At 71.1% G+C, this 23,661-nt stretch carries 29 protein-coding genes; 7 read left to right on the top strand and 22 right to left on the bottom strand.

Annotated elements, in window-relative coordinates; translation table 11 throughout:
- Positions 1-132: 132 nt before the first annotated feature.
- From VF647_12795 to VF647_12730, 14 genes are all read right to left on the bottom strand, one after another.
- Positions 133-1,419, bottom strand: a complete 1,287-nt coding sequence (locus VF647_12795) for an RNA polymerase sigma factor (protein HEX8452971.1) — start codon at positions 1,417-1,419, stop codon at positions 133-135.
- A complete protein-coding gene (locus VF647_12790; GenBank protein ID HEX8452970.1) occupies positions 1,416-1,751 on the bottom strand; it encodes a YciI family protein in 336 nt (111 codons plus the stop codon). The genes VF647_12795 and VF647_12790 overlap by 4 nt, the downstream gene beginning before the upstream one ends.
- Before the next feature lie 93 nt (positions 1,752-1,844).
- The gene (locus VF647_12785) at positions 1,845-2,282 is read right to left on the bottom strand and encodes a DoxX family protein (GenBank protein ID HEX8452969.1); all 438 of its coding nucleotides are present in this window, start codon (positions 2,280-2,282) and stop codon (positions 1,845-1,847) included.
- A 39-nt stretch (positions 2,283-2,321) separates the two neighbouring features.
- Positions 2,322-2,696, bottom strand: a complete 375-nt coding sequence (locus tag VF647_12780) for a YciI family protein (GenBank protein ID HEX8452968.1) — start codon at positions 2,694-2,696, stop codon at positions 2,322-2,324.
- Positions 2,697-2,770: 74 nt separating this feature from the next.
- Positions 2,771-3,202 carry a DoxX family protein gene (locus tag VF647_12775; protein HEX8452967.1) on the bottom strand — a complete coding sequence of 144 codons (432 nt, stop codon included), beginning with the start codon at positions 3,200-3,202 and terminating at the stop codon, positions 2,771-2,773.
- A 39-nt stretch (positions 3,203-3,241) separates the two neighbouring features.
- The gene (locus VF647_12770) at positions 3,242-3,709 is read right to left on the bottom strand and encodes an SRPBCC family protein (GenBank protein HEX8452966.1); all 468 of its coding nucleotides are present in this window, start codon (positions 3,707-3,709) and stop codon (positions 3,242-3,244) included.
- The gene (locus tag VF647_12765; GenBank protein ID HEX8452965.1) at positions 3,690-4,043 is read right to left on the bottom strand and encodes a metalloregulator ArsR/SmtB family transcription factor; all 354 of its coding nucleotides are present in this window, start codon (positions 4,041-4,043) and stop codon (positions 3,690-3,692) included. Before VF647_12765 ends, VF647_12770 begins: the two co-directional genes overlap by 20 nt.
- Positions 4,044-4,331: 288 nt before the next feature.
- Entirely contained in the window at positions 4,332-4,616 is a 285-nt protein-coding gene (locus tag VF647_12760) for a hypothetical protein (GenBank protein HEX8452964.1), read from the bottom strand.
- 24 nt (positions 4,617-4,640) lie between these two features.
- A complete protein-coding gene (locus VF647_12755) occupies positions 4,641-5,213 on the bottom strand; it encodes a DsbA family protein (GenBank protein HEX8452963.1) in 573 nt (190 codons plus the stop codon).
- 136 nt (positions 5,214-5,349) lie between these two features.
- Positions 5,350-5,805, bottom strand: coding sequence for a hypothetical protein (locus VF647_12750; protein HEX8452962.1), 456 nt, complete (start codon positions 5,803-5,805; stop codon positions 5,350-5,352).
- A 304-nt stretch (positions 5,806-6,109) separates the two neighbouring features.
- Positions 6,110-6,826 carry a M15 family metallopeptidase gene (locus VF647_12745; protein HEX8452961.1) on the bottom strand — a complete coding sequence of 239 codons (717 nt, stop codon included), beginning with the start codon at positions 6,824-6,826 and terminating at the stop codon, positions 6,110-6,112.
- Positions 6,816-7,556 (bottom strand): MBL fold metallo-hydrolase, encoded by a 741-nt coding sequence (locus tag VF647_12740; protein ID HEX8452960.1) that lies wholly within the window; start codon positions 7,554-7,556, stop codon positions 6,816-6,818. The genes VF647_12745 and VF647_12740 overlap by 11 nt, the downstream gene beginning before the upstream one ends.
- A gap of 15 nt (positions 7,557-7,571) precedes the next feature.
- Positions 7,572-8,057, bottom strand: a complete 486-nt coding sequence (locus VF647_12735) for a hypothetical protein (GenBank protein HEX8452959.1) — start codon at positions 8,055-8,057, stop codon at positions 7,572-7,574.
- Complete coding sequence (locus VF647_12730; protein HEX8452958.1) at positions 8,054-8,647, bottom strand: SIS domain-containing protein; 594 nt, start codon at positions 8,645-8,647, stop codon at positions 8,054-8,056. The genes VF647_12735 and VF647_12730 overlap by 4 nt, the downstream gene beginning before the upstream one ends.
- A 171-nt stretch (positions 8,648-8,818) precedes the next feature.
- Between VF647_12730 and VF647_12725 the strand changes: the two genes are divergently transcribed.
- Positions 8,819-9,727, top strand: a complete 909-nt coding sequence (locus VF647_12725; GenBank protein HEX8452957.1) for a hypothetical protein — start codon at positions 8,819-8,821, stop codon at positions 9,725-9,727.
- A 1-nt stretch (position 9,728) separates the two neighbouring features.
- Here VF647_12725 and VF647_12720 read toward each other — a convergent pair whose 3' ends face one another.
- The 3 genes from VF647_12720 to VF647_12710 form a co-directional block, all read right to left on the bottom strand.
- Positions 9,729-9,929, bottom strand: a complete 201-nt coding sequence (locus VF647_12720; GenBank protein ID HEX8452956.1) for a hypothetical protein — start codon at positions 9,927-9,929, stop codon at positions 9,729-9,731.
- Between the two features lie 322 nt (positions 9,930-10,251).
- Complete coding sequence (locus VF647_12715; protein HEX8452955.1) at positions 10,252-10,707, bottom strand: hypothetical protein; 456 nt, start codon at positions 10,705-10,707, stop codon at positions 10,252-10,254.
- 151 nt (positions 10,708-10,858) lie between these two features.
- Complete coding sequence (locus VF647_12710) at positions 10,859-11,164, bottom strand: type II toxin-antitoxin system prevent-host-death family antitoxin (protein ID HEX8452954.1); 306 nt, start codon at positions 11,162-11,164, stop codon at positions 10,859-10,861.
- Positions 11,165-11,345: 181 nt separating this feature from the next.
- On the opposite strand from VF647_12710, the gene VF647_12705 reads away from it, so the two are divergent.
- The 6 genes from VF647_12705 (at position 11,346) to VF647_12680 (ending at position 19,382) form a co-directional block, all read left to right on the top strand.
- Positions 11,346-12,629: a hydroxymethylglutaryl-CoA reductase gene (locus VF647_12705; GenBank protein ID HEX8452953.1), complete on the top strand. Its 1,284-nt coding sequence runs from the start codon at positions 11,346-11,348 to the stop codon at positions 12,627-12,629.
- Positions 12,626-13,564 (top strand): hypothetical protein, encoded by a 939-nt coding sequence (locus VF647_12700; protein ID HEX8452952.1) that lies wholly within the window; start codon positions 12,626-12,628, stop codon positions 13,562-13,564. Before VF647_12705 ends, VF647_12700 begins: the two co-directional genes overlap by 4 nt.
- The gene (locus VF647_12695; protein ID HEX8452951.1) at positions 13,561-16,185 is read left to right on the top strand and encodes a PEP/pyruvate-binding domain-containing protein; all 2,625 of its coding nucleotides are present in this window, start codon (positions 13,561-13,563) and stop codon (positions 16,183-16,185) included. The genes VF647_12700 and VF647_12695 overlap by 4 nt, the downstream gene beginning before the upstream one ends.
- A gap of 358 nt (positions 16,186-16,543) precedes the next feature.
- Complete coding sequence (locus VF647_12690; protein ID HEX8452950.1) at positions 16,544-17,635, top strand: DUF3419 family protein; 1,092 nt, start codon at positions 16,544-16,546, stop codon at positions 17,633-17,635.
- The gene (locus tag VF647_12685) at positions 17,632-19,029 is read left to right on the top strand and encodes a hypothetical protein (protein HEX8452949.1); all 1,398 of its coding nucleotides are present in this window, start codon (positions 17,632-17,634) and stop codon (positions 19,027-19,029) included. Before VF647_12690 ends, VF647_12685 begins: the two co-directional genes overlap by 4 nt.
- Entirely contained in the window at positions 19,029-19,382 is a 354-nt protein-coding gene (locus VF647_12680) for a hypothetical protein (GenBank protein HEX8452948.1), read from the top strand. Before VF647_12685 ends, VF647_12680 begins: the two co-directional genes overlap by 1 nt.
- Before the next feature lie 294 nt (positions 19,383-19,676).
- Here the strand turns inward: VF647_12680 and rplS are convergent, their stop codons facing one another.
- The 5 genes from rplS to ffh all read right to left on the bottom strand — a co-directional run bounded on the left by rplS (position 19,677) and on the right by ffh (position 23,490).
- Positions 19,677-20,039, bottom strand: coding sequence for a 50S ribosomal protein L19 (rplS, locus tag VF647_12675; protein HEX8452947.1), 363 nt, complete (start codon positions 20,037-20,039; stop codon positions 19,677-19,679).
- A gap of 75 nt (positions 20,040-20,114) precedes the next feature.
- Entirely contained in the window at positions 20,115-20,819 is a 705-nt protein-coding gene (gene trmD / locus VF647_12670; protein ID HEX8452946.1) for a tRNA (guanosine(37)-N1)-methyltransferase TrmD, read from the bottom strand.
- Positions 20,816-21,367, bottom strand: coding sequence for a ribosome maturation factor RimM (rimM, locus tag VF647_12665; protein ID HEX8452945.1), 552 nt, complete (start codon positions 21,365-21,367; stop codon positions 20,816-20,818). Before rimM ends, trmD begins: the two co-directional genes overlap by 4 nt.
- Before the next feature lie 11 nt (positions 21,368-21,378).
- On the bottom strand, positions 21,379-21,972 hold the full coding sequence (gene rpsP / locus VF647_12660; protein HEX8452944.1) for a 30S ribosomal protein S16: 594 nt from the start codon (positions 21,970-21,972) through the stop codon (positions 21,379-21,381).
- Positions 21,973-22,131: 159 nt separating this feature from the next.
- Complete coding sequence (gene ffh / locus VF647_12655) at positions 22,132-23,490, bottom strand: signal recognition particle protein (GenBank protein ID HEX8452943.1); 1,359 nt, start codon at positions 23,488-23,490, stop codon at positions 22,132-22,134.
- Between the last annotated feature and the right edge of the window lie 171 nt (positions 23,491-23,661).

Below are 23,661 nucleotides of genomic sequence, written 5' to 3'. Positions count from 1 at the left end.
GAGCGACGCGCCTCACAGTCCTCGCCCGTGCTCCGTCCTGTGGCGCGTAGCGAAGGATCTACTGCGCGTGGCGAGACGCCCGGCCTGGGACACATGCATATGCACCTTTCTCACGGCACAAGCGCGGCGCTGCTACGAGGCGCCCTCCGCGCAGGCGCGGGCGCGCTCCAAGAGGAAGGTGCGCTCGCGCATGTTCTGCGTGAGCGTGGCGGCGCGCGAGAACTCCTCGCGGGCCTCTTCCATCCGGCCGAGCTTCGCCAGGAAGTCGCCGCGCACGCTGGGGAGAAGGTGGTAGCCGCGCATCGACGGCTCCGACGTCAGCTCGTCCACCACCTCCAGCCCCGCCGCTGGCCCGAACGCCATCGACAGCGCCACCGCCCGGTTCAGCTCCACCACCGGCGACGGCGCGAGCTGCGCGAGGGCGTCGTAGAGCGCCGCGATGCGCACCCACTCGGTCTCCTCCGCCGTGCGGGCCCGCGCGTGGCACGCGGCGATGGCGGCCTGCAGCGCGTACGGCCCCAGCGCTCCGCCAAGCGCCTCCGCCCGGGCGAGCGCCGCCAGCCCGCGCCCGATCAGGAGGTGGTCCCAGCGCGAGCGGTCCTGCTCCAGCAGCAGCACCGGCTCGCCAGACGGCCCCACGCGCGCTGCCAGCCGCGACGCCTGGATCTCCATCAGCGCCACCAGCCCGTGCACCTCCGGCTCGTCCGGCGCCAGCCCGGCCAGGATGCGCCCCAGCCGCAGCGCGTCCTCGCACAGCGCCGGCCGCACCCAGTCGTCGCCCGCCGTGGCCGAATATCCTTCGTTGAAGATCAGGTAGATCACCCCCAGCACCGACGCGCGCCGCTCCGCCAGCTCGGCCCCGCGCGGCACCTCGAAGGGGACGCGCGCCTCGGTCAGCGTCCGCTTGGCCCGGACGATCCGCTGCGCCACGGTGGACACGGGGACGAGGAAGGCGCGCGCGATCTCCTCCGTCGTGAGGCCACCCAGCATGCGCAGCGTGAGCGCGACCCGCGCCTCCATGGTGAGCACGGGGTGGCAGCAGGTGAAGACGAGGCGCAGGAGGTCGTCGCCGATCGGGTCGTCGATCGCCTCGTCCAGGTCGGGGACGGCGGCGTCGAGCTGGGCCTCGATCTCGTGCGCGATCTGCCCTTCCTTGCGCTCGTGCAGCGAGCGCTTGCGCAGCAGGTCGATGGCGCGGCGTTTGGCGGTTGCCATCAGCCAGGCGCCCGGGTTCTCGGGCACCCCCGACTCCGGCCACCGCTCCAGCGCGGCCACCAGCGCGTCCTGCGCCAGGTCCTCGGCCAGGCCCACGTCGCGCACCATGCGCGCGAGCCCCGCGATCAGCCGCGCGGACTCGATTCTCCAGACCGCGTCGATGGCGCGGTGCGTGTCGGCGACGCTCACGGCGAAGTCGATCACACGATCACTTCGCGGACCTCGGAGGTCCCCTCGCCCGCCACACCGAGGAACTGCCCCGCGAGCTGCACCGCGTCGTCCATCGAGGGCACCTCGACCAGCGCGAACCCGGCCACCAGCTCCTTGGCTTCGGCGAAGGGGCCGTCCGTCACGTTCAGCTTGCCGCCGGCGAGGCGCACGCGCGCGCCCCTCTCGCTCGGATGCAGCCCCTCGGTCGCGAGCAGCACGCCCTTTTCCTTGAGCTCCTGCATGAACACCCCCATCTGCGCCAGGTCCTTGCACGCGGGGATTCCTTCGAAGTCCTTCTCGGTCTTGAACATGATCATGTAGCGCATGGCTCGGTCGCTTCCGGGTGGCGGCGGGTGTGGGAGACTCCGCGCACGATTGCGAGCGACGGTTTCTTTCGCAAGGGCGGGAACGGGTCTCCTCTACTCCGCCGTCCGCAGCGGAACCAGGGCGAGGAGCCTCGCGTCGCGCAGGTAAAGCCCGCCCCAGACCATCGCGGCGATGTAGACGGGGAAGAGAATGTGGCTGAAGAGCGGGTTGCCGACGCGCACGTGCGTCGCGATGGCGCCGCCCAGGTAGCCGGTCAGCAGGATCGCGCCGAGGACCGCGGTGCGCGGGATCGCGTAGAGCGCCACGCACGCCAGCAGGATGATGCCGATGCCGACGCCCACGTCCGCGGGGTAGCCGAGCTGCGCCATCGCCTCCCGTACCGGCGCGACGTTCGCCACCTTGCCGGCGCCGTCGAAGGCCAGGAAGAGGATGGGGATCGCCGTCAGCACCCGGCCGGTCCAGAGCCGCGAGGCGGGGATGGAGAGCGAGGTGGCGCGCGGGGCCGCGTGGCCGATTGCCTGGGTAGTCATGGGAGCATCTCTCGGGAGGAAGGGGGATGGTGGTAGCGGTCAGTGCTGCGCGGCGTCGAAGTCCGCCATCTCGAACACCTGGCGGATCTCGATCTCGCCCTCGCTGCCGGGCGTGGGGTTGGGGCAGCGGCGAGCCCACTCCACCGCCTCGTCCCTGGACTTCGCCTGGATCAGCCAGAACCCGGCGACCAGCTCCTTCGCCTCGGTGAACGGGCCGTCCACCACCGTGCGCCCCTCCTCGGTGAAGCGCACGCGGGCGCCTCGCGAAGTGGGGTGCAGCCCCTCCGCGGCGAGCAGGACGCCGGCCTTGGCCAGCTCCTCGTTGTACTTTCCCATCGCGGCGAGCAGCTCCTCGCCGGGCAGCACGCCCGCCTCGGAGTCGCGGCTCGCCTTCACCATCATCAAGAATCGCATCGCTCCTGGGCTCCCGGTCTCGGTGTGAAGGAGCGCGGCTGAATCGCCGCTCTACCTTCACGTCGAACGAGGCCTCACGATTTCGACACGCCCCTTCGCCGCGAGCGTGCGATCGCCGCGTCCACGCTCCACTCTCCCGCGCCCGCGAACACCAGGTAGAAAAAGAAGAAGCAGTACATGATCGCCGGGATCCCGCCGTTGGAGGTGGGAAAGAACCCCATCGGCGCGTGGAACTGGAAGTACGCCACCGCCATCATCCCCGAGAGGACGAACGCGACCGGGCGCGTAAAGAGCCCGATGACGATCAGCGCGCCTCCCACTACCTCCAGCAGCCCCCCGATCCCCATCTGCGACATCAGCGGAATGGGCTCCATTCCGGGAGGCCCCGGCGGGTACTCGAACAGCTTCATCGTCCCCGACGTGATGAAGATCAGCCCCGCCACGATGCGAAAGATGCTCAGCACGCGTCCAGCCCACGGCGAGGGCGACGGCTCGAAGATCGACATCGGTGCTCCGAAAAGATGTGAAGGTGGAGATCTGCCGCCCTACATGGTCTTCAGGTGCTCCACCAGCCGCGCGAACGTCTGCTTGCCCAGCTCCACCGCGCCGAAGCCGACGGCCTCCCGCACCTGGTCGGCGGTCTGGAAGCGCATCCGCGAGGTGACGTTCGTCCCGCCGTTCTCCTCCGTGAACGTCACCGTCACGTGGAAGTCGCGCTCGCGGGTCACGCCGTCGCCGTGGTTGTAGACGAGGCGCTCGGGCTCCACCACCTCGATGTATTCGACGAGGTTCGGGTAGTCGGTGCCGTCGGGCCCGTGCATGATGAAGCGCCACACCCCTCCCGGCCTCACCTCCATCTCCGAGGTGGTGGTGGTGAAGCCGTTCGGCCCCCACCACTTCGCCTTGTGCTCCTCGCGGGTCCACGCCTCCCACACCAGCTCGCGCGGCGCATCGTACGTGCGCGAAAGGATGATCTCGCGCTCGCCTGCGGCGTCATTCCCCTGTGCCGTCATCGCTCCTCACCCTGGTCTGGAGTTGCTTGAGGTACTCGTCCAATCGTCCGAGGCTGTCCTCCCAGAACTTCCGGTACTGATCCACCCACTGGTCCACCTCCCTCAACCGCTCCGCCTTGAGCCGGCATGGACGCCACTGCGCCTCGCGCCCCCTCTCGATCAGCCCCGCCCTTTCCAGCACCTTGAGATGCTTGGACACCGCCGGAAGGCTGATCTCGAACGGCTCCGCCAGCTCCGTCACCGTCGCCTCGCCGCCACTCAACCGCGCGAGGATCGCCCGCCTCGTCGGATCGGCGAGCGCCGCGAACGTCATGCTGAGCCGGTCTTCCGCCATGTGTTTCACCCATCGGTTAATTAACCTAGTGGATAAATAAGGTGTACGGGGCGGGAAGTCAACGGGCGAGTGAACTCGCTGCAACAACAGCACAAAGTCCGCCTTCGCGGACTAGCGGTCTGATGCCGGTGTGCACGAGCCGGCTTCAGCCGCCTTCGCGTGGTTTCAGCCGGGGGCTTCAGCCCCCGGCGACCGGGCGCCGACCTCGCCCCCCGGAGCCTGCGAAGGCAGGCTTCCCGCGGTTGTTGCAGCGGTTTCAACCGCCGGACTCGGGCACCAACACCCGCCCTACTCCCGCGGCGGATCCCCGTGCTGGTACGGGAGCTGGTTGAACAGGTGGCGCACCACGGTGTCCACCTTGGAGGTGCGCAGCCGGTCGGTCCGGGCCACGACGACCGTGGCGGAGCCGTGGCGGTGCGCCTCCAGCGTCACGGTGCCCTCGGCGCCGGCGTAGGTGACACTGTGGCGCGATTCGGCGGTGCGCGAAAGCTCCGCACGCTCGGCAAAGATCTCGTCGGCGCGGGCGAACACGTCGCGCGTGGAGATCACGGTGCTGCGCTCGTAGTCGGACATCGGTCGTAGGTCAGTGGGTTCGGTTCAGCCGGCCACCAGGGCGCGGAGGTCGTCCACGCTAAGGGCGCCAGTCACCAGGCGAAGATCGGGCGCGGTGCCCAGCAGGATCGCCGGAGTCCCCGCGATCCCCAGCCTCCGCGCCTCCGCGAAGTCGCGCGCCACGTGCGCCGCAAAGGAGTCCACGTCCAGCACCACGCGCGTCTCCGTCGCGTCCAGCCCGAGCGCGGCGGCGATCTCCACCAGCACGTCGATGCGGCCGATGTCGCGCCCGGCGCCGAAGTACGCGGCGAAGATGGCGGCGCGCAGCGGGCGCCCGACCCCCTTTCCCTCACCGAAGCGCGCCAGCTCGTGCGCCTTGCGGGTGCGCGCGGCCAGCGGCGGGCGGCGGAGTGGGAGCCTCAGAGCGTCCGCCAGCGGGCGGACCGCGTCGGCTTCGGGGCCGCCCAGCGGGAGCCGCGCGGGCGCCGGGAACAGCTCGAAGGCCCGGAAGCTCGCGGCGATCCCTCCCTCGTCCTCCACCCTCGCCAGCGCCGCCTCGGTTACGTACGAGAAGGGGCAGGTGAAGTCCGTGAACACCGTCGCCGGCACGGGCGCCATGCGTCACCAGGAAAGGGGAGGGTCGCGGGCGCCCAATCTGCCCCGTTCCGGCGGGGGAGCGCAAGGCTGGCTCCTGCAAAGACGACGCCCCGCCCCGGAGCTTCCGGGGCGGGGCGTCGCACGGGCTGGAATCGGGTCAGCGCGTGATCAGCACGATGGCGCCCGAGCCGTGGTCCGGGCCGAAGCGCGCCGTGGCCGCGCTCCCGTCCAGGTACTGCATCTCGCGCACCTCGCTGAGCGCGACGTTCCGCAGGGCGCCCACGCCGCCGATCTTGGCGCCGTAGCGGTACACCCACACCTGCTCGCTGAGCGACATCGACGACTGCCCGCGGACGCGCAGCCACTGCGGATGCGCCTTCTGGATGAACGAGTACGCGTCGGGCTCGGTGCGGCCGGCGAGCTCCTCCTCCGTGACCTTGTTTCGGTCGCGGCGCGGGGCGTGGGCGGCGGGGGCGGCGGCCGCCTGTGCCACGGCTGGCGGCGTGGAAGCGGACGGCGCGGCCGGTGCGGCTTCCTGGGCCGCGGCGGCGCCCCCGGCGCAGAGGGAAAGGGAGGCTGCGAGCGCGATGCGACGGACGTCGAGGATTGGCATGATTGGGTCCTGGAAGGGGGTGGGTGGGGTATCGCCCCTGGTCGGGCGCTGCTGCGCGGGCCGGCTGTGTCACTTAGGACCCCGGCACCCGTGCATTGGTTGCCACGTAATCAGCGAACGGCGCGGCTCCGCCGGAAGTTTCAGGCGGTTTGTCGGGGATTCGATGGTGGAACGGATGGTCTCACGCGGAGGCGCGGAGACGCAGAGAGAGATGCAACTGCTTGGATGGTGCAGAGATAGGGAAAACACACGGGAGCGGGTGGAGCGCCGCTCCCGCATGTTTCGGGCGATAATTAGAGATTCGTTAGCGGAAGCAGCCGAGGGGAACGTCGAGCGGCGGGTACTGCCCCGGAAGGCTGAAGTGCCACCACTCCTTGGAATAATTGACGAAGCCTTCGGCGTTCATCGCCTCCACCAGCTTGCCGCGGTTCGTGCGCACGGCGCCGGTGGCGTTGGCGGTGTGGGCCGCCTCGCTGAAGGTGTCGTAGGGGGTGCCCATGTCCAGCTCCTCGCCCGTGTCCAGGCGGACGAGTGTCAGGTCGACGGTGTGGCCGCGGTTGTGGCCGCTCGACCGCGCCACGTACCCTTGGTCCAGCACCCAGCGGCGGTTGGTGCGCTCCGCCCAGTCCACCATCGCCAGGGTAGCGCGGACGGGGCGGTACCCGTCGAACACCTTGAGCCCCAGCCCGTCCGCCCGCAGGCGCGCCTGTACCCTTGCCAGCGCCCGCGCCGCCTCCGGGCGCAGGAGCGCGAGCGGGCGGTCGTACCCCGGCAGGCGCTCGCCCGTGAAGTTGTTGGCGGTGGCGTAGCGCACGTCCGTGCGGATGGTGGGGTCGGCCGCCTGCACGTTGGTGAGCTGCGCGCCACCGGGGATGGTGCACGTCTGCTCCGCCGCCAGCGGCGCCGCCGAGGCGCCCGGGGACGGGGAGGCGGCCGGGACCGCGGCGCGGACCGAGCAGGCGGTCAGCAATGCGGCCAGCAGGGTGCCCGCCAGCGTCTTCGCGCCACGGCTAGAACTCATAACGGCCTCCGTCATCGCCGAACTCGACGTGGGGGAAGATGGCGCGCGCGGCGGCGAGCTGGCCGTCGTGCACGTCCGGGGGAAGGTGGACCAGGACGAGCCGCCCGGCTCCCGCCTCGCGCGCGACCTGTGCGGCATCCTTTTTGGACGCGTGGCCAGGGAAGCCGCCCGTGGCCTCGTGCACCAGCAGGTCCGCCCCGCGCGCCAGCTCCACGATGGCGGGCGTGCGCTCGGTGTCGCACGAGTACGCCATCGTTCCGCCCGCCGCCGTCTCCACCCGCACGCCGATGGTGGGGACGGAGTGGACGCCGGGGGCGGCGGTGATCGTCCAGTGGTCGTCGCGCAGCACTTCGGCGCCCACCCGGTGCTCCACCGTGCGCCATTCGATGGCGGGGAGCGACCATCCGCTGGTGTCGAACGCCTCCAGCACCCGCCGCGCCTGCCGCAGCGCCGGCTCGATGCCGATCACCGGGATGGGCCGCTTGCGCCCCAACACCCAGATCCGCTCCATGAAGAGCGCGAAGCCGCCCGCGTGGTCCGGGTGCTCGTGCGTCACGATCAGCGCGTCGATGGCGTCCGGGTCGATGCCGGAGGCGAGGGCGCGCTGCACCACGTCGCCGCCGCAGTCGATCAGCACCACGCTCCCCTCGTCCTCCACGGCGAGCATGGTGGTGGTGCGTCGCGCGTCGCTGGCGGCGGCGCCGGTGCCCAGAAGGTGAAGAACGGCCATGGGTCGCCTCCTCGCTTACTTTTCTTCCTCGCCGCCCGTGTTGTTGCAGGGATGGTCCGGGTTGGAGATCGCCGCCGCGTAGTCGCGCTCGTAGCTCTCGGCCGCGTTCGCCTCGGTGGAGCCGGGCTGCCCGGGGCGCGGGGCGTTGCGCGCCGCCTCGCCCGTGAAGCGCACGGAGTCCTCCGCCGACTCCGCCGCCGCGGCCGAGTCCAGCAGCGCCGCGTGCCGCTCTCGCAGCTTGGCGTAGTCGAAGTACGCCTTGGAGAACGGGTACACCTGGTTCACGAACCCCCCGGGCGCCTGCGCGCGCAGCGTGTCCAGCGAGGAGATCTTGGTGTTGGCCTGGATCGCCAGCTCCTCGGCCACGCAGGCGGCGCGGTGGGCGGCGGTGCGCTGGGCGACTTTTTCGGTGTCGTCGCCGCCGCACGCGGCGAGCGCGAGGGCCAGAAGGAGCGGAAGGGAGATCTTGTGCGTCATGGTGGTGTGGGGGCGCGGAGTCATGCTTCGGCCTCGGGAAAGAAGAGGGCGCGCTCCACCAGCTCGCAGAGGAGGTGGATGATGGTGATGTGGGCTTCCTGGATGCGCTCGGTCGCCTGCGCCGGGACGACGAGCGCATGCGTGCACAGCGCGGCCAGCCGCCCGCCCTCGCGCCCCAGCAGCCCGATGGTGACGGCGCCGCGAGCGTCCGCCGCCTCCACCGCGCGGATGACGTTGATGGAGTTGCCGCTGGTGCTCAGCGCCACCAGGACGTCGCCGGGGCGCACCATCGCCTCCACCTGGCGCTGGAAGACGGAGTCCCAGTCGTAGTCGTTGGCCCAGCAGGTGAGCGTGGGCCCGTCCATCAGGTGGTGCGCGGGAAGTCCCGGGCGCTCCCGCTTGTAGCGCGCCACCAGCTCCTCCACCAGGTGCATGGCATCGCACGCGGAGCCGCCGTTGCCGCAGGCGTACAGGCGGTTCCCGGCGCGGAACGCATCGGCCACGGCATCGGCCATGCGAAGCACCTGGGGCGCCTGGCCGCGAAGGGCCAGCTTTACGCGCGCGGACTCGTCGAGCGCGTCACGGATCAGGGCGAGCGGATCGGGGATGCTCATGCGGTGTGGCAAGGGACACGGGTCGGGTGCGGGAGAATGTAGTATCGCGAGCGCCCCGGCGGGAGGGAACGGAGGGGGCAACCGAGGGGGAATGGGGAATGGGGAATCGCAAAACCCCAGGCCGTTTCCATTCCCCATTCCCGATTCCCCATTCCCCTCTTTTTAGCCGTCGTGCTCGCGCTGGCCGCCTGCAAGGAGGAGGGCGGCGAGCTTCCCATCCTCAAGCGCATCCCGCTCCCCGAGCCCGTCTCCGCCACGGCCACGCTGACGACCGACGACGCGGGGCGCGTGTGGGTGGGAGATGCCGGCCGGCTGACGGTGCTCGACACGCTGGGGCGCGTGACGGCGCGGATCCCGGTGGCCGGCGCGCCCGCGCGCGTGCTGCGGATGCACGGCGCGCGTATCTACCTCACCCGCGGGCCGCGCGACCTGGCGGTGGTGGACGCGGGTACGGGGCGCATCCTGGCGGAGCGGCGGGCGCGGCGCGCGGCGCCCGTGGTGATCGACCCGATGGCGCGCTGGGCGTTCACGACGGCGCGGTGGGGCGGGGTGCTGGGGCTGGACACCCTCCTCGTCACCCGCTGGGGATGGCCGGAGGCGGGGTCGGAGGCGGGGGCGCTCGCCATCTCGCCGCTGGGCGACCGCGTGTACCTGGCGGTCAACGGCGACGACGACCGCTCTCCCGCCCTGCAGGTGCGCGACGCCTACAGCGGGCGCGTGCTGAGTGGATGGGAGCCCCCCGCCCCCATCCGCGGCCTGGAGGCCGCCGCCGACGGGCGGCTCTACGGGTGGGACGACGACGGCGCCTTCGCCCTTCGCCACACGACGGGCGGGCTGGCGGAGGTGTGGCGCGTCTCGCTGGGAAGGGCGGGGCTGGAGCGGATCGACGCGCTGCGCGTGTCGCCGTCGGGGGCGCGCATCGCGGTGCTGGCGCGCGGTGAGGGCGGGGGCGTGCGCGTGCTGGACTCGGCGGACGGGCGCGTGGTCGCCCGCGAAGGCGAAGCGCCCCCGGACGCCGCGTGGGACGTCCGGGGGCGCCTGCTGGTGCTGATGACGCGCGAGGTGCGCGTCGTCCGCTGACCTAGTGGCCGGTGATGTCGTCGCCGTCGCCCACCTTGGCCTTGCGCGACATGATTCCCAGGATGAGGAACGGCATCAGGTTGTAGAACAGCACCACGGACGCGGCGCCCAGCAGGAGGTAGTTCCCGGTGATTGCCGCGTAGAACCACGCCACCGTTGCAGGGAGGGTGATCAGGACCCCTCCGATCATCGCGATCTTCATCCTTCTATCTCCGGAAGCGTGTTTCGCCGGTGTTCGTGACCTGTGTCCCGCTCTGAGCCGGCGCCAAGCTACGCGCCCCCCGGCGCCCGGGCAAGATTGCGGGCAGCATGTGTGCCAGGGAAGTGCGTTAGTGCGTGAGTGCGTGAGTGCGTTGGCGCCGTGCGTCCGCCCTGAGGGAGCCGCCCGCGCGAAGCCGACGAGGCACGAGCTCCGCGGATCACCACGAGCCTCTCGCCACGCGCAGTAGATCCTTCGCTCCGCGCCAGAGGTTCGAGCACGGGACACGACGGAGAGGCGCGTCACTCAGGATGACAGAGGCCGGTCAGACCCGGGTCTGCGTGTATTCGCAGGGGAGGCCGCGGACGAACGCGGTGACCTCGCCGCGGTTGGCGATGCGGGTGGGGAGCAGCCACGCCTTTTCGCCGCTCTTGAACTCGATCTCGGTCCGCCAGAGCTGCAGTTGGTCGGGGCGGCCCGGGTCGGGGCGGACCTGGTCCACCACACGCTGCAGGTCGCTCCAGGCGAGCCACTGGCCGTCGTTGCGCTCCAGCCCCTCGTCGGAGAAGTAGCGCACCGACCGCGAATGGCCGCGCCGCCCCAGCCACATCACCCCGCCAAACGTCGCCAGCATCAGCACGCCGATTCCCAGGGGCCCGACTTCGATTCCATCCTTTACCCCTCCGTACAACGACAGCAATCCCAGCGGAACCATGATCACGCCGAGTATCGCGGCCATCACCGGCTGCATTCTGCTCGTCTGCACGTCCAGGCGGTTCATCGTCCACTCCTGGCTGGGGAGAGCGCCCGTCCGGGGCGCGCGGGCAGCCGCGAAACACCCCTCGCTCCCGCAGGGCCGGCGCAGCTGCCTTCAGAAAAAGCGCGCAACGCGCTCCGCGCACAAGGTTCCTGTTCGCGAGCCCCCGAACGCCTTAGGCATCGCGCAGCTCAGGGGCGAACTCCGCGACCATATCCGCAAATGAGGTCGTTTCCATCTCGCCGCGAGCGACCGCCTCACGGCGGGGAACCGCGACCGTTGCGAGTTCCCGGTTCTCGAGCCGATCGATCATCTCCAGCATCGACTCGTAGTGCCGGTAGCTCAGGTAGACGCCATGCGGCTCGTTATCCCTCTGCACCACGACGATCCCGCCCTCGTCCGCGCGCGCCAGAATGTCCGTGGTTCGGCGGCGGAGGTCCGTTATCGTGGCGATGGTCGTGTTCTCGTCCGCTCTATGCATGATTTGCGGGGTAGAGGGTGTGCTGAATTTGGCTCCATCACAAAGTGCGCTGTCGTTCGCCGTTCTGAACGATTACTGTTCCACGAGCATTCAATCTGGCGGCGGCGCTGATCTTTCCCGGGCGCGCCGGTGTAGGATTCCGCCGCACGCGCAGCCCGCATCCCTCCGTCCGACCCTCCCGATGCCGATACCGCAGGATCAGGCCCTCCAGGTGGCCCTCCGCCTCGCCCGCGGGCGTCCGATGCTGGAGCTCGTAGACCTCCTGCAGCCGACGCCCACGGAGGAGACGCCGGCGCCGGAGCGCGTTCCCGGGCTGCGCGACTGGAGCGGGGCGGCGCATCGCAAGCGCGTCGAGTTCGTGGCGGCGCTCGGCGCCGAGATCCCGCACCTGACCGGCGAGGCCGAGCGCCCCGGCCCCTCCACGATGCGCGGGAGCATCGAGAACTACATCGGGATGGTGCAGGTCCCGGTGGGGCTCGCCGGGCCGCTGCGGGTGAACGGCATCCATGCGCGCGGCGACTTCTACGTCCCGCTGGCCACCTCCGAGGGCGCGCTGGTGGCGAGCTACGACCGCGGCGCCAACCTGCTGACCGCGGCCGGCGGGGCCATCTGCCTGACGACGACGGAGCAGGTGCAGCGCGCGCCCGCCTTCGTCTTCGAGGCGCTGGCGCAGGCGGCGCACTTCGCGGCATGGGCCACGGGCGAGTTCGAGGCGTTCCAGGAAGCGGTGAAGCGCACTTCACGCCACGGGCGGCTCCTGGACGTGGCGACGCACATCGAGGGGAACCACGTTTACCTGATCTTCGCCTTCCACACGGGCGACGCGGCCGGGCAGAACATGGTGACGATGTGCACCGCCGCCCTCTGCGAGGAGATCCTGGCGCGCACGCCGGTGCAGCCGCGCTACTGGTTCCTGGAATCCAACATGTCCGGGGACAAGAAGGCGACGGCGCTCTCCTTCCTGCAGACGCGCGGGCGCAACGTGACGGCGGAGGCGCGTATCCCGCGCGCCCTGGTGGAGCAGGTGCTGCACACCACGCCGCAACGGATGGCGGATTACTGGCGCGTCAGCTTCGTGGGCGGCGTGCGGACGGGCTCCATCGGCGTGAACGGGCACATCGCCAACGGGATCGCGGCACTGTTCCTGGCGTGCGGGCAGGACGTGGCGTGCGTCAGCGAGGCGAGCGTCGGCGTCACGCGGCTGGAGGTGACGGACGACGGCGACCTGTACGCCGCGGTCTCGCTTCCCAACCTGATCGTCGGCTCGGTGGGCGGCGGCACGCGGCTGCCGACGGCGCAGGAGTGCCTGCGCATCATGGACTGCCTGGGCGACGACCGCGCCGCCAAGCTGGCCGAGATCTGCGCCGCGCTCACGCTGGCCGGCGAGCTGTCGATCGTGGGCGCGCTCTGCTCCCACGAGTTCGCGAGGGCGCACGCCGCGCTGGGCCGCGCGGCGCCGCGATGAGCACGGCGGCTCCGGCGGTGCGCGCTCCGCTGGCGGCGCGGCTCTGGACGTACCAGCGCGAGCGCTTCCCCCTCGCCGTCTACCTGCCGCTGATCGGCATCTCCGCGGCGTGCGCGGCGATGTACTCCGCAGCGGCACGCGGGCGCCCGGTGCTCCCGCAGCTCTCCGTGCTCGCGGTCACCACGCTGACGGCGATCGGCTTCTTCTTCCTGCTGCGCGTGGCGGACGAGCACAAGGACGCGGAGCTCGACATCCGCGCGCGCCCCGAGCTCCCGGTGCCGCGCGGCCTGGTGACGCTCGGCGAGCTGCGGCGTGTGGGCGCGGTCGTAGTACTCGCGGCCGTCGCGGCGAACGCGCTGGTCGAGCCGCGCCTGCTCGCGGTGCTGGCGCCGGCGGCGGTGTGGGCGGCGCTGATGGCGCGCGAGTTCTTTGTGCCGGAGTGGCTGCGGGCGCGCCCGCTGGCGTACCTGCTGAGCCACATGGTGGTGATGCCGGTCCTTTTCGCCTACCTCACCGCGGCGGACTGGCTCGCGTCCGGCGCCGCGCCGCCGCGCGCGCTGGGCCTCTTCCTGGCGGTGGCGTTCCTCAACGGCCTTCTCGTGGAGATCGGCCGCAAGCTCCGCGCGCCCGCCGACGAGCGCCCGGGCGTCGAGACGTACACGCAGACGTGGGGGATGCGCCCCGCGTTTTTCGTGTGGCTCGCCGTGCTCGCGCTCGCGGCCCTGGCCGCTCTTGCCGCCGCGCGAGCGGCGGGAGCGGGCAGCATCGCGGCGCTGGGGCTCGTCCTGTCTGCCCTGCTCGCCGCCTGGCCCGCGATCGCGTTCCTGCGCGGCCCGAGGGCGTCTCGCGCGAAGGCGACCGAGACGGTCGCCGGCGTGTGGACGCTCGCCAGCTACCTCCTTCTCGGCCTCGCGCCGATCCTGGCGCACGGATGAGCGACACGGTGCTCGCGTCCGCGTACGTCGTCCCGCCCGGCACGGTCCCGGCGCTGGAGGAGGCCGGCGGCAAGGCGCGCAACCTGGCGCTGCTGCGCGATGCAGGCGCCGACGTACCGTCCTGGATCGTGGTCGGGACGGCGGCGTTTCGGCGCATCGTGCTGGAAGGCGCGCCCGCCGACACCACCGCGACGCCCGACCGCATCCTGGCCATCGACCTCCCCGCCGACTTCCGCGCGGAGGTGCTCGCCGCGCTCGATGCGGCCGGACTCGCGGACGCGCTCCTCGCCGTGCGCTCCTCCGCCGTGGGGGAGGATGGGAAGGCGGCATCGTTCGCGGGGCAGTTCGACACCGTGCTCGGCGTGCACGGCGAGGATGCGTTGTGGGATGCGTTGCGCCGCGTGTGGGCGTCGGCGTTCAGCGCGCACGCGCTGGCCTACCAGGCGCAGCACGGGGGCTCGGCGTCGCCGCGCATGGCCGTCATCATCCAGGCGATGGTGGACGCGGAAGTCGCGGGCGTCGCCTTCTCGGTCGATCCGGTGCGCGGCGCGGCGGAGACGCCGGTGGTCAGCGCCGTCTACGGGCTGGGCGAGGGGCTGGTAAGCGGCGAGCTGGACGCGGATACCTTTCGCGTCACCGGCGATGCGGTCGAGGCGGAGCTGGCGGACAAGGATCGCGCCTTTCGCCTGCGCCCCGACGGCGGCACCGATGTCCTCCCGGTGCCGGATGCGGATCGTAAGCGGCCTGCGCTGACCGACGACGAGGCGCGGCGGATCGCGGAGGCGGCGCGCTCGCTGGCGGAGAAGCTCGGCGGACCGCAGGACCTGGAGTGGGCGCTGTCGGCGGGCGGCCGGAGGCTGTTCATCCTCCAGGCGCGCCCCATCACCACGCTCCCAACCCCCGCGACCGGCGAGCGGCGGCTGTGGGACAACAGCAACATCGTAGAAAGTTACAGCGGGGTGACGACGCCGCTCACCTTCAGCTTCGCGCGCTCCGTCTACGAGGAAGTGTACATCCAGTTCTGCCGCCTCCTCGGCGTGGACGAGCGGCTGATCGAGCGGAACCGGCTCGTCTTCGCCAACATGCTGGGGCTGGTGGGCGGGCGCGTGTACTACAACCTGCTCAACTGGTACCGTGCCCTCGCGCTCCTCCCCGGCTACACCGTCAACCGCGATTTCATGGAGCGGATGATGGGCGTGCGCGAGAAGCTCGCCGATCCGCCCCCCGTGCCGCAGGTCGCCGGGCGCGGCGAGGACGCCATGCGCACGGCGAAGATGGTGTGGCGCCTGATCCGTGCGCAGCGTGGCCTCAAACGCGAGGTGCCGCTCTTCCACGCACGCGTCGATGCGGCGCTCGCCCCGCTCGCGGGCGTGGACCTGCGCACGTGGAGCGCGGAGGACCTGGCGGCGCTCTACCGCGACCTGGAGGAGAAGCTGCTGCGGCACTGGCGCGCGCCGCTGGTGAACGACTTTTTCGCGATGATCTTCTTCGGCGTCCTGGTGCGCATCGTGGAGAAGTGGCTCCCCGACGCGCCGCCGACGCTCGCCAACGACCTGCTGTGCGGCGAGGGCGGGATCATCTCCACCGAGCCCGCGCGCCTGCTCCTGCAGATGGCGGAGCGCGTCGCGTCCGATCCCCCGCTCGCCGCGTTGTTCGAGGAAGAGACTGACGACGCGCGGCTCTGGGAGCGGCTCGCGGCGGCGCAGGAGCACGCCGGCTTCCACCAGGAGCTGCGCGCGTACGTGGAGCGCTTCGGCGACCGCTGCGCGAACGAGCTCAAGCTGGAGACGCTCACGCACGGCGACGACCCGTCGTTCCTCGTGCGCCTGATCCGCACGTACGCGAGGGGCGGGGCGGTGCGCCAGGGCGGGCGCGAGGGGGAGATCCGCGCGGCGGCGGAGGCGCTGGCCCGCTCGCGGCTGAGCGGCGTGCGCAGGCGCGTCTTCTTCTCCGTGCTCGCCCAGGCGCGCCAGCGTGTGCGCGACCGCGAGAACCTGCGCTTCGAGCGGACGCGCGTGTTCGGGGCGGTGCGGCGCATCTTCCTGGGGATCGGCGCGCGGCTGGCGGAGGCGGGGCGGCTGGATACGCCGCGTGACGTGCTCTACCTGCGCGTAGACGAGATCTTTTCGCACCTGGACGGCACCGGCGTCACGGCCGAGCTGCGCCCGCTCGTCGCCCTGCGCCGGGCGGAGTTCGAGGCGTACGAGCGCGCCCCCGCGCCGCCCGACCGCTTCGAAACGCTCGGCCCGCCCGCCGATTTCACCGCCGCGCACGTGCTCCCCGCCGCGCACGAAGGCGCGCTCAAGGGGATCGGGTGCTCGCCCGGCATCGTGCGCGCGCCCGTCCGCATCGTCCGCGACCCCGCCCACGCGGGCGACCTCGCCGGCCACATCCTCGTCGCCGAGCGCACCGATCCGGGGTGGACGCTGATCTTTCCCGCCGTCGAGGGGGTGCTCGTGCAGCGCGGCTCCCTCCTCAGCCACTCCGCCATCGTGGCGCGCGAGCTGGGGCTGCCGTGCATCGTCTCCATCCCCGGCCTCATGGAGGTGCTGCGCGACGGGGAGGTGGTGGAGATGGACGGGACGGCGGGGACGCTGCGGAGGGTGGAGGTGGAGGGGTGATCCCGGCTATGTGCGGCGCGCCTGTCCAGGAGCGAATGAATTCGCCGCTGGAGACACGCGAAGTCCGCCTTCGCGGGCTCACGCATGGTTCGGCGTGCATCCCCACCTCATGTCATCCTGAGGGAGCCGCGTCGCCGATGCCCGGGGCGTACTCCGGACTCTCGCGGCGACCGAAGGATCTAGCCGGCGCTGGGCCGGGTTTCGCGCATCACGGCAAGCCTCTGCGCACGCGCAGTAGATCCTTCGCTACGCGCCAAACATTGGAGCGCGGGCGGGGCCGGGGTGGCGCGTCGCTCAGGATGACAAAGTGGTGTAGTTCCAGCGGCGAATTCGTGCGCTCCTGGGTGGGTCGGTGCCGATGAGCGGGTCGATCGAGCACCGCGCGTCATTCGGGTTTATCCGGTATGCGAGCGTTTGGGAGGACGCGGACGTGCTGTGCGGGGCGCTGGCACCCAGGGCGTGCGGCGGGCGGCTGCTGTCGATCGCGTCGGCGGGGGACAACGCGCTGGCGCTGTTGACGCTCGATCCGGCGGAGGTGGTCGCGGCGGATCTGAGTGGGCCGCAGCTCGCATGCGTGGAGCTGCGGATGGCGGCTTTCAGGCGGCTGGAATACGCCGGGGTGCTCGCGTTTCTAGGCGTGACGGAGGATGAGAGGCGTGCGGAGACGTATCGCGGCTTGCGCGGCGAGCTTTCGGACGGGGCGCGGGCGTTCTGGGATGCCCATCCGGAGATCGTGGCGCGCGGGATCATCCACGCGGGGCGGTTCGAGCGCTACCTGCGCACCTTTCGCACGCGCATCCTGCCCCTGGTGCATCCGCGGCGGCGCATCGAGCGGCTGAGGGAGCGCAGGACGCCCGCGGAGCAGGCCGCGTTCTACGCCCGCGAGTGGGACACGTGGCGCTGGCGGCTGCTCTTTCGCCTCTTCTTCAGCCGCGCGGTGATGGGGCGGATGGGTCGCGATCCCGCCTTCTTCACACACGTCGAAGGTACGGTGGGCGACCGGATCCTGGCGCGCACCCGCCGCGCCCTCACCAAGCTCCCGGCGCACTCCAATCCATACCTCGCCTACATCATGACGGGGAACTACCCGCCGGAGGCGCTGCCGCGCTACCTGCGCCCGGAGTGGTTCGCCGCCATCCGCGATCGGCTCGATCGAGTGACGCTGGTGCAGGGCGCCATCGAAACGGCGGGCGACGGGCCGTTCGACGGCTATAACCTGTCCGACATCTTCGAGTACATGCCCCCCGCCGAGCACGAGCGCTGCTACGCCGCGCTCGTCGATCGTGCGGCGCCGGGCGCGCGGCTCGTCTACTGGAACATGCTCGCCCCGCGCTCGCGGCCGGAGGCGCTCGCAGGCAGCGTGCACCCGCTGCGCGACGAGGCGGATGCGCTGCACGCGCGCGACCTGGCCTGGTTCTACGGCGCGCTGCACGTGGACGAGGTGGCGTGAACGCGGCCTGGCTCCCCCCTTTCGGCACCCTCGCCGGCGAGGCGGCGCGCGCGGCGATCGTCTCGGCGGCGCTCCTGGTGCTGTTCGTGGCGAGCGAGCTGTGGCGCCGCCGCTGGAATCCGCCCACGGAGTGGACGCGCAAGCTGGTGCACTTCGGAAGTGGCGTGGTGGCGGCGAGCTTCCCCTGGATGTTCGCGTCGCACTGGACGGTGCTGGCGCTGGGCGCGTCGTTCGCCGTCATCATCCTGGCGACGCGGCGGCTGGGGCTGCTGGGGAGCGTCCACGCGGTGGAGCGGCGTTCGGAGGGTGGCCTGTACTATCCGCTAGCCATCTACCTCCTCTTCGCGCTCGGCGCGGGCCGGCCCATCTTCTACCTGATCTCGCTGCTGGTGCTGATGGTGTCCGACACCGTCGCCGCGCTGCTGGGGACGGAGTACGGGCGGCGGATCTACGCCGTGGAGCGCGACCATCGCAGCTTGGAGGGCTCGGGCGCCTTCCTCCTCTCCACCTTTTTCGCGGTCCACCTCCCGCTCCTCCTGCTGACCGATACTCCGCGCGCGGCCACCGTGCTCGTCGCCGCGCAGATCGCGCTCACGGTCACCATCCTGGAGGGGATCAGCGTGGGCGGGAGCGACAACCTGGTCACTCCGCTCGCCACCTACTTCATGCTCACAGGGATGACGAGGCTTCCCGCGTACATCCTGGCGGGGCAGCTCGCGGTGCAGCTCTTGGTGACGGTGCTGGTGCTGCTGCTGGCGTGGAAGTACCGCTTCGTCGCCATGAGCACGGCGATGGGGCTGGCGCTGGTGGTGTACGGCGCCTACGCCCTCGGCGGCGCGGCGTGGACGGTCGCGCCTGCGCTGGCGGTGCTGATCTTCGTCATCTACTACGCCGTCGCGCGCCGCGTGGCGCCCGATGCGCCCTCCGGCTACCAGGTGCGCGGGCTGTTCTACGTGGCCATCGTGCCGACGATGCTCTTCTTCCTCGACTACGCGTTCGAGCACACCGTCGTCGCGCCGATCGAGGACCCGCTGTACGTGCCGTTCGTCGGCGCGGCGGCGGCGCAGTTGATGATCGTCTTCTTTGCGCACCTCCAGGACGTGCCTCGCCGCCGCCGTCGCCGCCTCTTCTGGCTGCGGGCGGGGAGCGCGCTGGTCGGGTTCCTGGTGGTGGTTCCCGCCGGGCTGGCGCTGAGCGCCACCGGCGCGACGATGTGGGGGTTGCTCTGCGCGGCGGCTGTCTGCGCGGTGTCGCTGGCGCTCTACTTCACCGTCGGCCGCCTTCCCGCGTGGCCGCGCGTGCCGCCCTGGGGCCTGCGCCTGCAGATGCTCAGCACCGCCGCCGCCACCGCGCTGATGGTGCCGGTGCACCTGTGGCGGATCGGCGCGGTGTGATGCGGCGGTTCAGCTGGATCGCCGCGCTGCTCCTGCTGGCGGCGAGCCCTGCGCAGGCGCAGGAGTCGGGGTGCATGGCGCGGCACCTGCGCGAGGCGGTGCGGCTGAACAGGGAGCGGATGCCGCTGTACTCGGAGCTGACGGGCGGCCGGTCGCGCGCGATCTCGCGGCGGCTGATCTGGGCGGAGAGGTTCTCGATGCCGGTGGCGTGGTACGTGGACTGGCGGGCTCGCAGGTTCCAGCGGCTCGGCATCTCCGTGGTCTGCGCCGACTTCGAGCCGATGGACCGCACCCCCGCCTTCCGCTCGCGCGTCGATGACCCGCCGCCCCTCTCCGCCTTCGCCCGCTCGTGAGGCTCGCCCGCCACTTCCACGGTCAAGAGAAGCGATACCTGCCGGCCCACGTCGCTATCCCCGAAGATCGGCGCAACTGTCCAGCCGCCCGCCTGCCCGCGCGCATACGAAACGTTTCGCGCGGGGACGATGGTTTCCCTTGCCTCCACGCCGATCCCCGCCCCTTCGCACCCGAACCCGTAGGGGCCGCCCCACGTGGCTGCCCGTGCCCCGCCGAAAACCGAAAACAGCCACCCGGCCGCCGAAGCGCCGGGTGGCTGTTCCCATTCCCCAGTCCCCATTCCCGCGCGGTTCTTACTTCGCGCCGGGACGGGCCGTACGCCGCTCGCGAATCCGCGCCGCCTTGCCGCGCAGGTTGCGCAGGTAGTACAGCTTGGCGCGCCGAACGCGGCCCTGGCGCACCACCTCGATGCTCGCGAGCATCGGGGAGTGCAGCGGAAAGGTGCGCTCCACGCCCACGCCGCCCGAGATCTTGCGGACCTTGAACGTCTCGTGCACGCCGCCATGCTTGCGCGCGATGCAGACGCCCTCGAACGCCTGGATGCGCTCCTTGTCGCCCTCGCGAACCCGCACGTTCACGCGCAGGGTGTCGCCGGGGCGGAACTGCGGAAGGCCCTCCCGCAGATATTCCTTCTGGGTCTCCATGAACGGATGCATCGCTCGATCCTCGTGTTTGTTGAAGTGTGAGAGGTTGAGGGGACCGCGCACCGCGCGCGGCGTATGTCCCCAACGTCAACTCGTTCCCGGCCGCTCCAGCAGCTCGGGCCGCCGCTCGCGGGTGAGGCGCTCGGCCTCGCTCCGCCGCCACGCGGCGATGCGCGCGTGGTCCCCCGAAAGGAGCACCGGGGGCACCCCCATCCCGCGAAACTCCGCGGGGCGCGTGTACGAGGGGGGGCTCAGCCACCCGTCGTAGAACGAATCGGTGGAGGCGGACTGGTGGTCGCTGATGGCTCCGGGAAGGAGCCTGACCACCGCGTCCACCACCGCCAGCGCCGGGATCTCGCCCCCGGAGACGATGAAGTCTCCCAGGCAGACCTCCTCCGTCGCCAGCCCTTCCGCCACCCGCTGGTCCACGTCCTTGTAGTGGCCGCACAGCAGAGTGATCTCCGGCTCCAGCGACAGCCGCACGGCGTCCTCGTGCGTGAACCTCTTCCCTCGGGCCGACATCAGGAGGATCGCCCCCTCGGGACGGTCCCGCCCTTCCGGCGCCAGCGACTCCACGGCCTCGAAGAAGGGGGCCGGCTTCATCACCATCCCCGCCCCGCCGCCGAACGGCGCGTCGTCCACCGTCTGGTGGCGGTCGTGGGTGAAATCGCGAAGCTGCACCAGCCTGTACTCCACCAGCCCCGCCGCCGCCGCCCGCGCCGGTATGCTCAGCCCCAGCGGCCCCCGGAAGAAGTCCGGGAAGAGGGTGACGACGTTGACGCGGAGCTTCACAGCTCCAGGAGCCCCGGCGGAGCCTCCAGCTCCAGCACCCGGGCCTCCACGTCGATGCGGCGCACCATCGCCTTCACGAAGGGGATGAGGAGCTCGCCCTTGCCGGGGCGGTCCACCGCCAGCAGGAAGCCGGAGGGCGCGTCGTACAGCTCGCGCACCGTCCCCACCGTCCCCTCGTCCGCCGCCACCGTCATCCCCACGAGCTGGTGGAGGAAGACCTCGTCCTCGTCCAGCGGCCGGGCCTCGCCGCGCGGGATCACCATGGTGAGTCCACGCAGCGCGTCCACGTCCGACTCGCGGCCGTGCGGGTCACGGGGGCCGATCTCGACCGCCTTCAGCAGCAGCCCGCCCTTGAAGGGCCTGGCCCGCTCGATGGTGAGCGAGCGGTCGATGGGGCGCCCGTCCGCGTCCGCCAGCCGCACCACGCGGCCGGTGGCGAAGACGTCCGTGGGATGGTCGGTCTCCACGCGGACGAACACTTCTCCCTTGATGCCGTGCGGCTTCTGCACCGCGCCGACGATCAGGAAGTCCCCCTCGGCCTCTGCCACTGTGCTGCTGCTCAGCCGGCGTTCTCTTCGGTCGCGTCGGCGGCGCCTTCGGCCGCGGGCGCATCGGCCGTCTCGGCCGCGGGGGCGTCGTCACCGCCGCCCGTCACCCGCTCGACGGCGGAGCGGACGGTGTCCGCAACCGCCGAAGCCGCGCTGGAAGCCGCGCCGGTCACCGCCTCGGCAGCCGACGAAGCCACGTCCGAAACCGCACCGGCGGCCGTGGAGGCAGCGCCCGTCACCGCGCCGGCCGCAGCCGAAGCGGCACCGGCGACGGCGCCCGCGGCGCCCTTGGCGGCGCGCCCGGCGCCCTGGACCGCACCGGTTGCGGCGGCGGCGACGTTCTCCACCACCGTGGGGGCGGGCTGGAAGACGCCGCCCTTCTTGAGGAGCGAGTTGACCGTGTCCGTGGGCGTGGCGCCCTGGCCGAGCCAGAAGAGCGCCTTGTCCCGATCGACCACGAGAGTCATGGGGTTGGTGGTCGGGTTGTAGTGGCCGATGTTGGCCACGAACCGGCCGTCGCGGGCGTTGGAGCTTTCCGCGATGACGATGCGGTAGTGCGGGGCCTTTTTACGGCCCATCCGGCGGAGGCGAATCTTGAGTGCCATTCCTGACTCCTGGTGGTGGATCGGGTGGCGTCCAGCCCGTGCGGCGGTTTGCCGGCATCAGTGTGCGAGCGGACGATCGAAACAACAAAGTGCCAAGTGCCTAGTGCCGAGTGCCTAGTGAGTGCAACGACTAGGCACTGAGCACTGAGCACTGGGCACTTACATTCGGGGCATCCCGCCCCCGAACGGCAGCCGGGGCATCCCGCCTTTCGGCATCATCCCCTGCAGCCCCTTCATCTGCTTCATGAACTTCTGCATCTCCTTGAACTGCGCCAGGAGACGGTTGATCTCCATCACGGGGCGGCCGCTGCCGCGGGCGATGCGGGCGCGGCGCGGGCCGTTGAGCATCTCGGGGCGGCGGCGCTCCTGAGGGGTCATCGACAGGATGATCGCCTCGATGTGCTTGAACTGCTTGGGATCGACCTTGACGTTCTTCAACATCTTGTTGTTCACGCCCGGGATCAGCTTCAGCAGGTTCTCCAGCGGTCCCAGGTTCTGGAACTGGCGAAGCGCGACCAGGAAGTCCTCCAGGTCGAACCGCCCCGCGCCCATCATCTTCTTCTCGAGCTTGGCGGCCTCGTCCTTGTCGAAGGCGCGCTCCGCCTTCTCCACCAGCGAGAGCACGTCGCCCTGCTGCAGGATGCGCCCGGCCATCCGCTCCGGGTGGAACTCCTCCAGCCCGTCGAGCTTCTCGCCCACGCCCAGGAACTTGATGGGCTTGCCGGTGACGCCGAAGATGGAGAGGGCCGCGCCGCCGCGTGCGTCGCCGTCCATCTTGGTGAGCACCACGCCCGTCACGTCCAGCGCGTCGTCGAAGCCCTTGGCCACGTTCACCGACTCCTGGCCGATCATCCCGTCCGCCACGAAGAGGATCTCGTGCGGCCCGACGGCCTCCTTGAGGCGGCGGAGCTCGTCCATCAGCTCCTCGTCGATCTGCAGGCGGCCGGCGGTGTCGAAGATGACCACCCGGTCGCGCTCGCTCTTGGCCAGCTCCAGCGCCCGGCGCGCGATGCCCACCACGTCGGTGGAGCCCGGCTCGGCGTAGACGGGGACGCCCACCTGCTCGCCCAGCGTCTGCAGCTGCTCCACGGCGGCGGGGCGGTAGACGTCGCAGGCCACCAGGCGCGTCTGGCGCATCTCGCGCTTCATGCGCCGCGCGATCTTGCCGGCGGTGGTCGTCTTACCCGAGCCCTGCAGGCCGACCATCATGATGACGGTGGGAGGGAGCGGCGCCAGCGCCAGCGGCGAGCGCTTCTCGCCGAGCATGGAGGTCAGCTCCTCGTGCACCACCTTGACGATCTGCTGCCCCGGCGTGACCGACTTCAGGACGCGCTCGCCCAGCGCCTTCTCTTCCACGCGCTTCATGAAGTCGCGCGTGACCTGGTAGTTTACGTCGGCCTCCAGCAGGACGCGGCGGATCTCCCGGAGCCCTTCGCGGATCATGGGCTCCGTGAGGACTCCACGCTGCCGCAGGCCGGAAAATACGCCTTCGAGCTTGTCGCTGAGCTGGTCGAACATCGGCGCCACCTGGATAAGACGAAAACCGCCGCCCGCGCGACGGCACGGGCGAGCGGGAGGTGCACAGCCCATCAATATAGACGCGGCGGGCGGTTTGGACAACCCGGGGCCCCACCCCCAGCGTCGCTCCGCGACGCATCCCCCTCCCCCAAAACCGCCTGGGGGAGGGGG

Origin of the sequence: Longimicrobium sp. (assembly GCA_036387335.1) — a bacterium.
Taxonomy (GTDB): Bacteria; Gemmatimonadota; Gemmatimonadetes; order Longimicrobiales; family Longimicrobiaceae; genus Longimicrobium.
The sequence above is the reverse complement of the archived record's forward strand: the minus strand, read 5'-3'. Positions and strand labels throughout refer to the sequence as shown.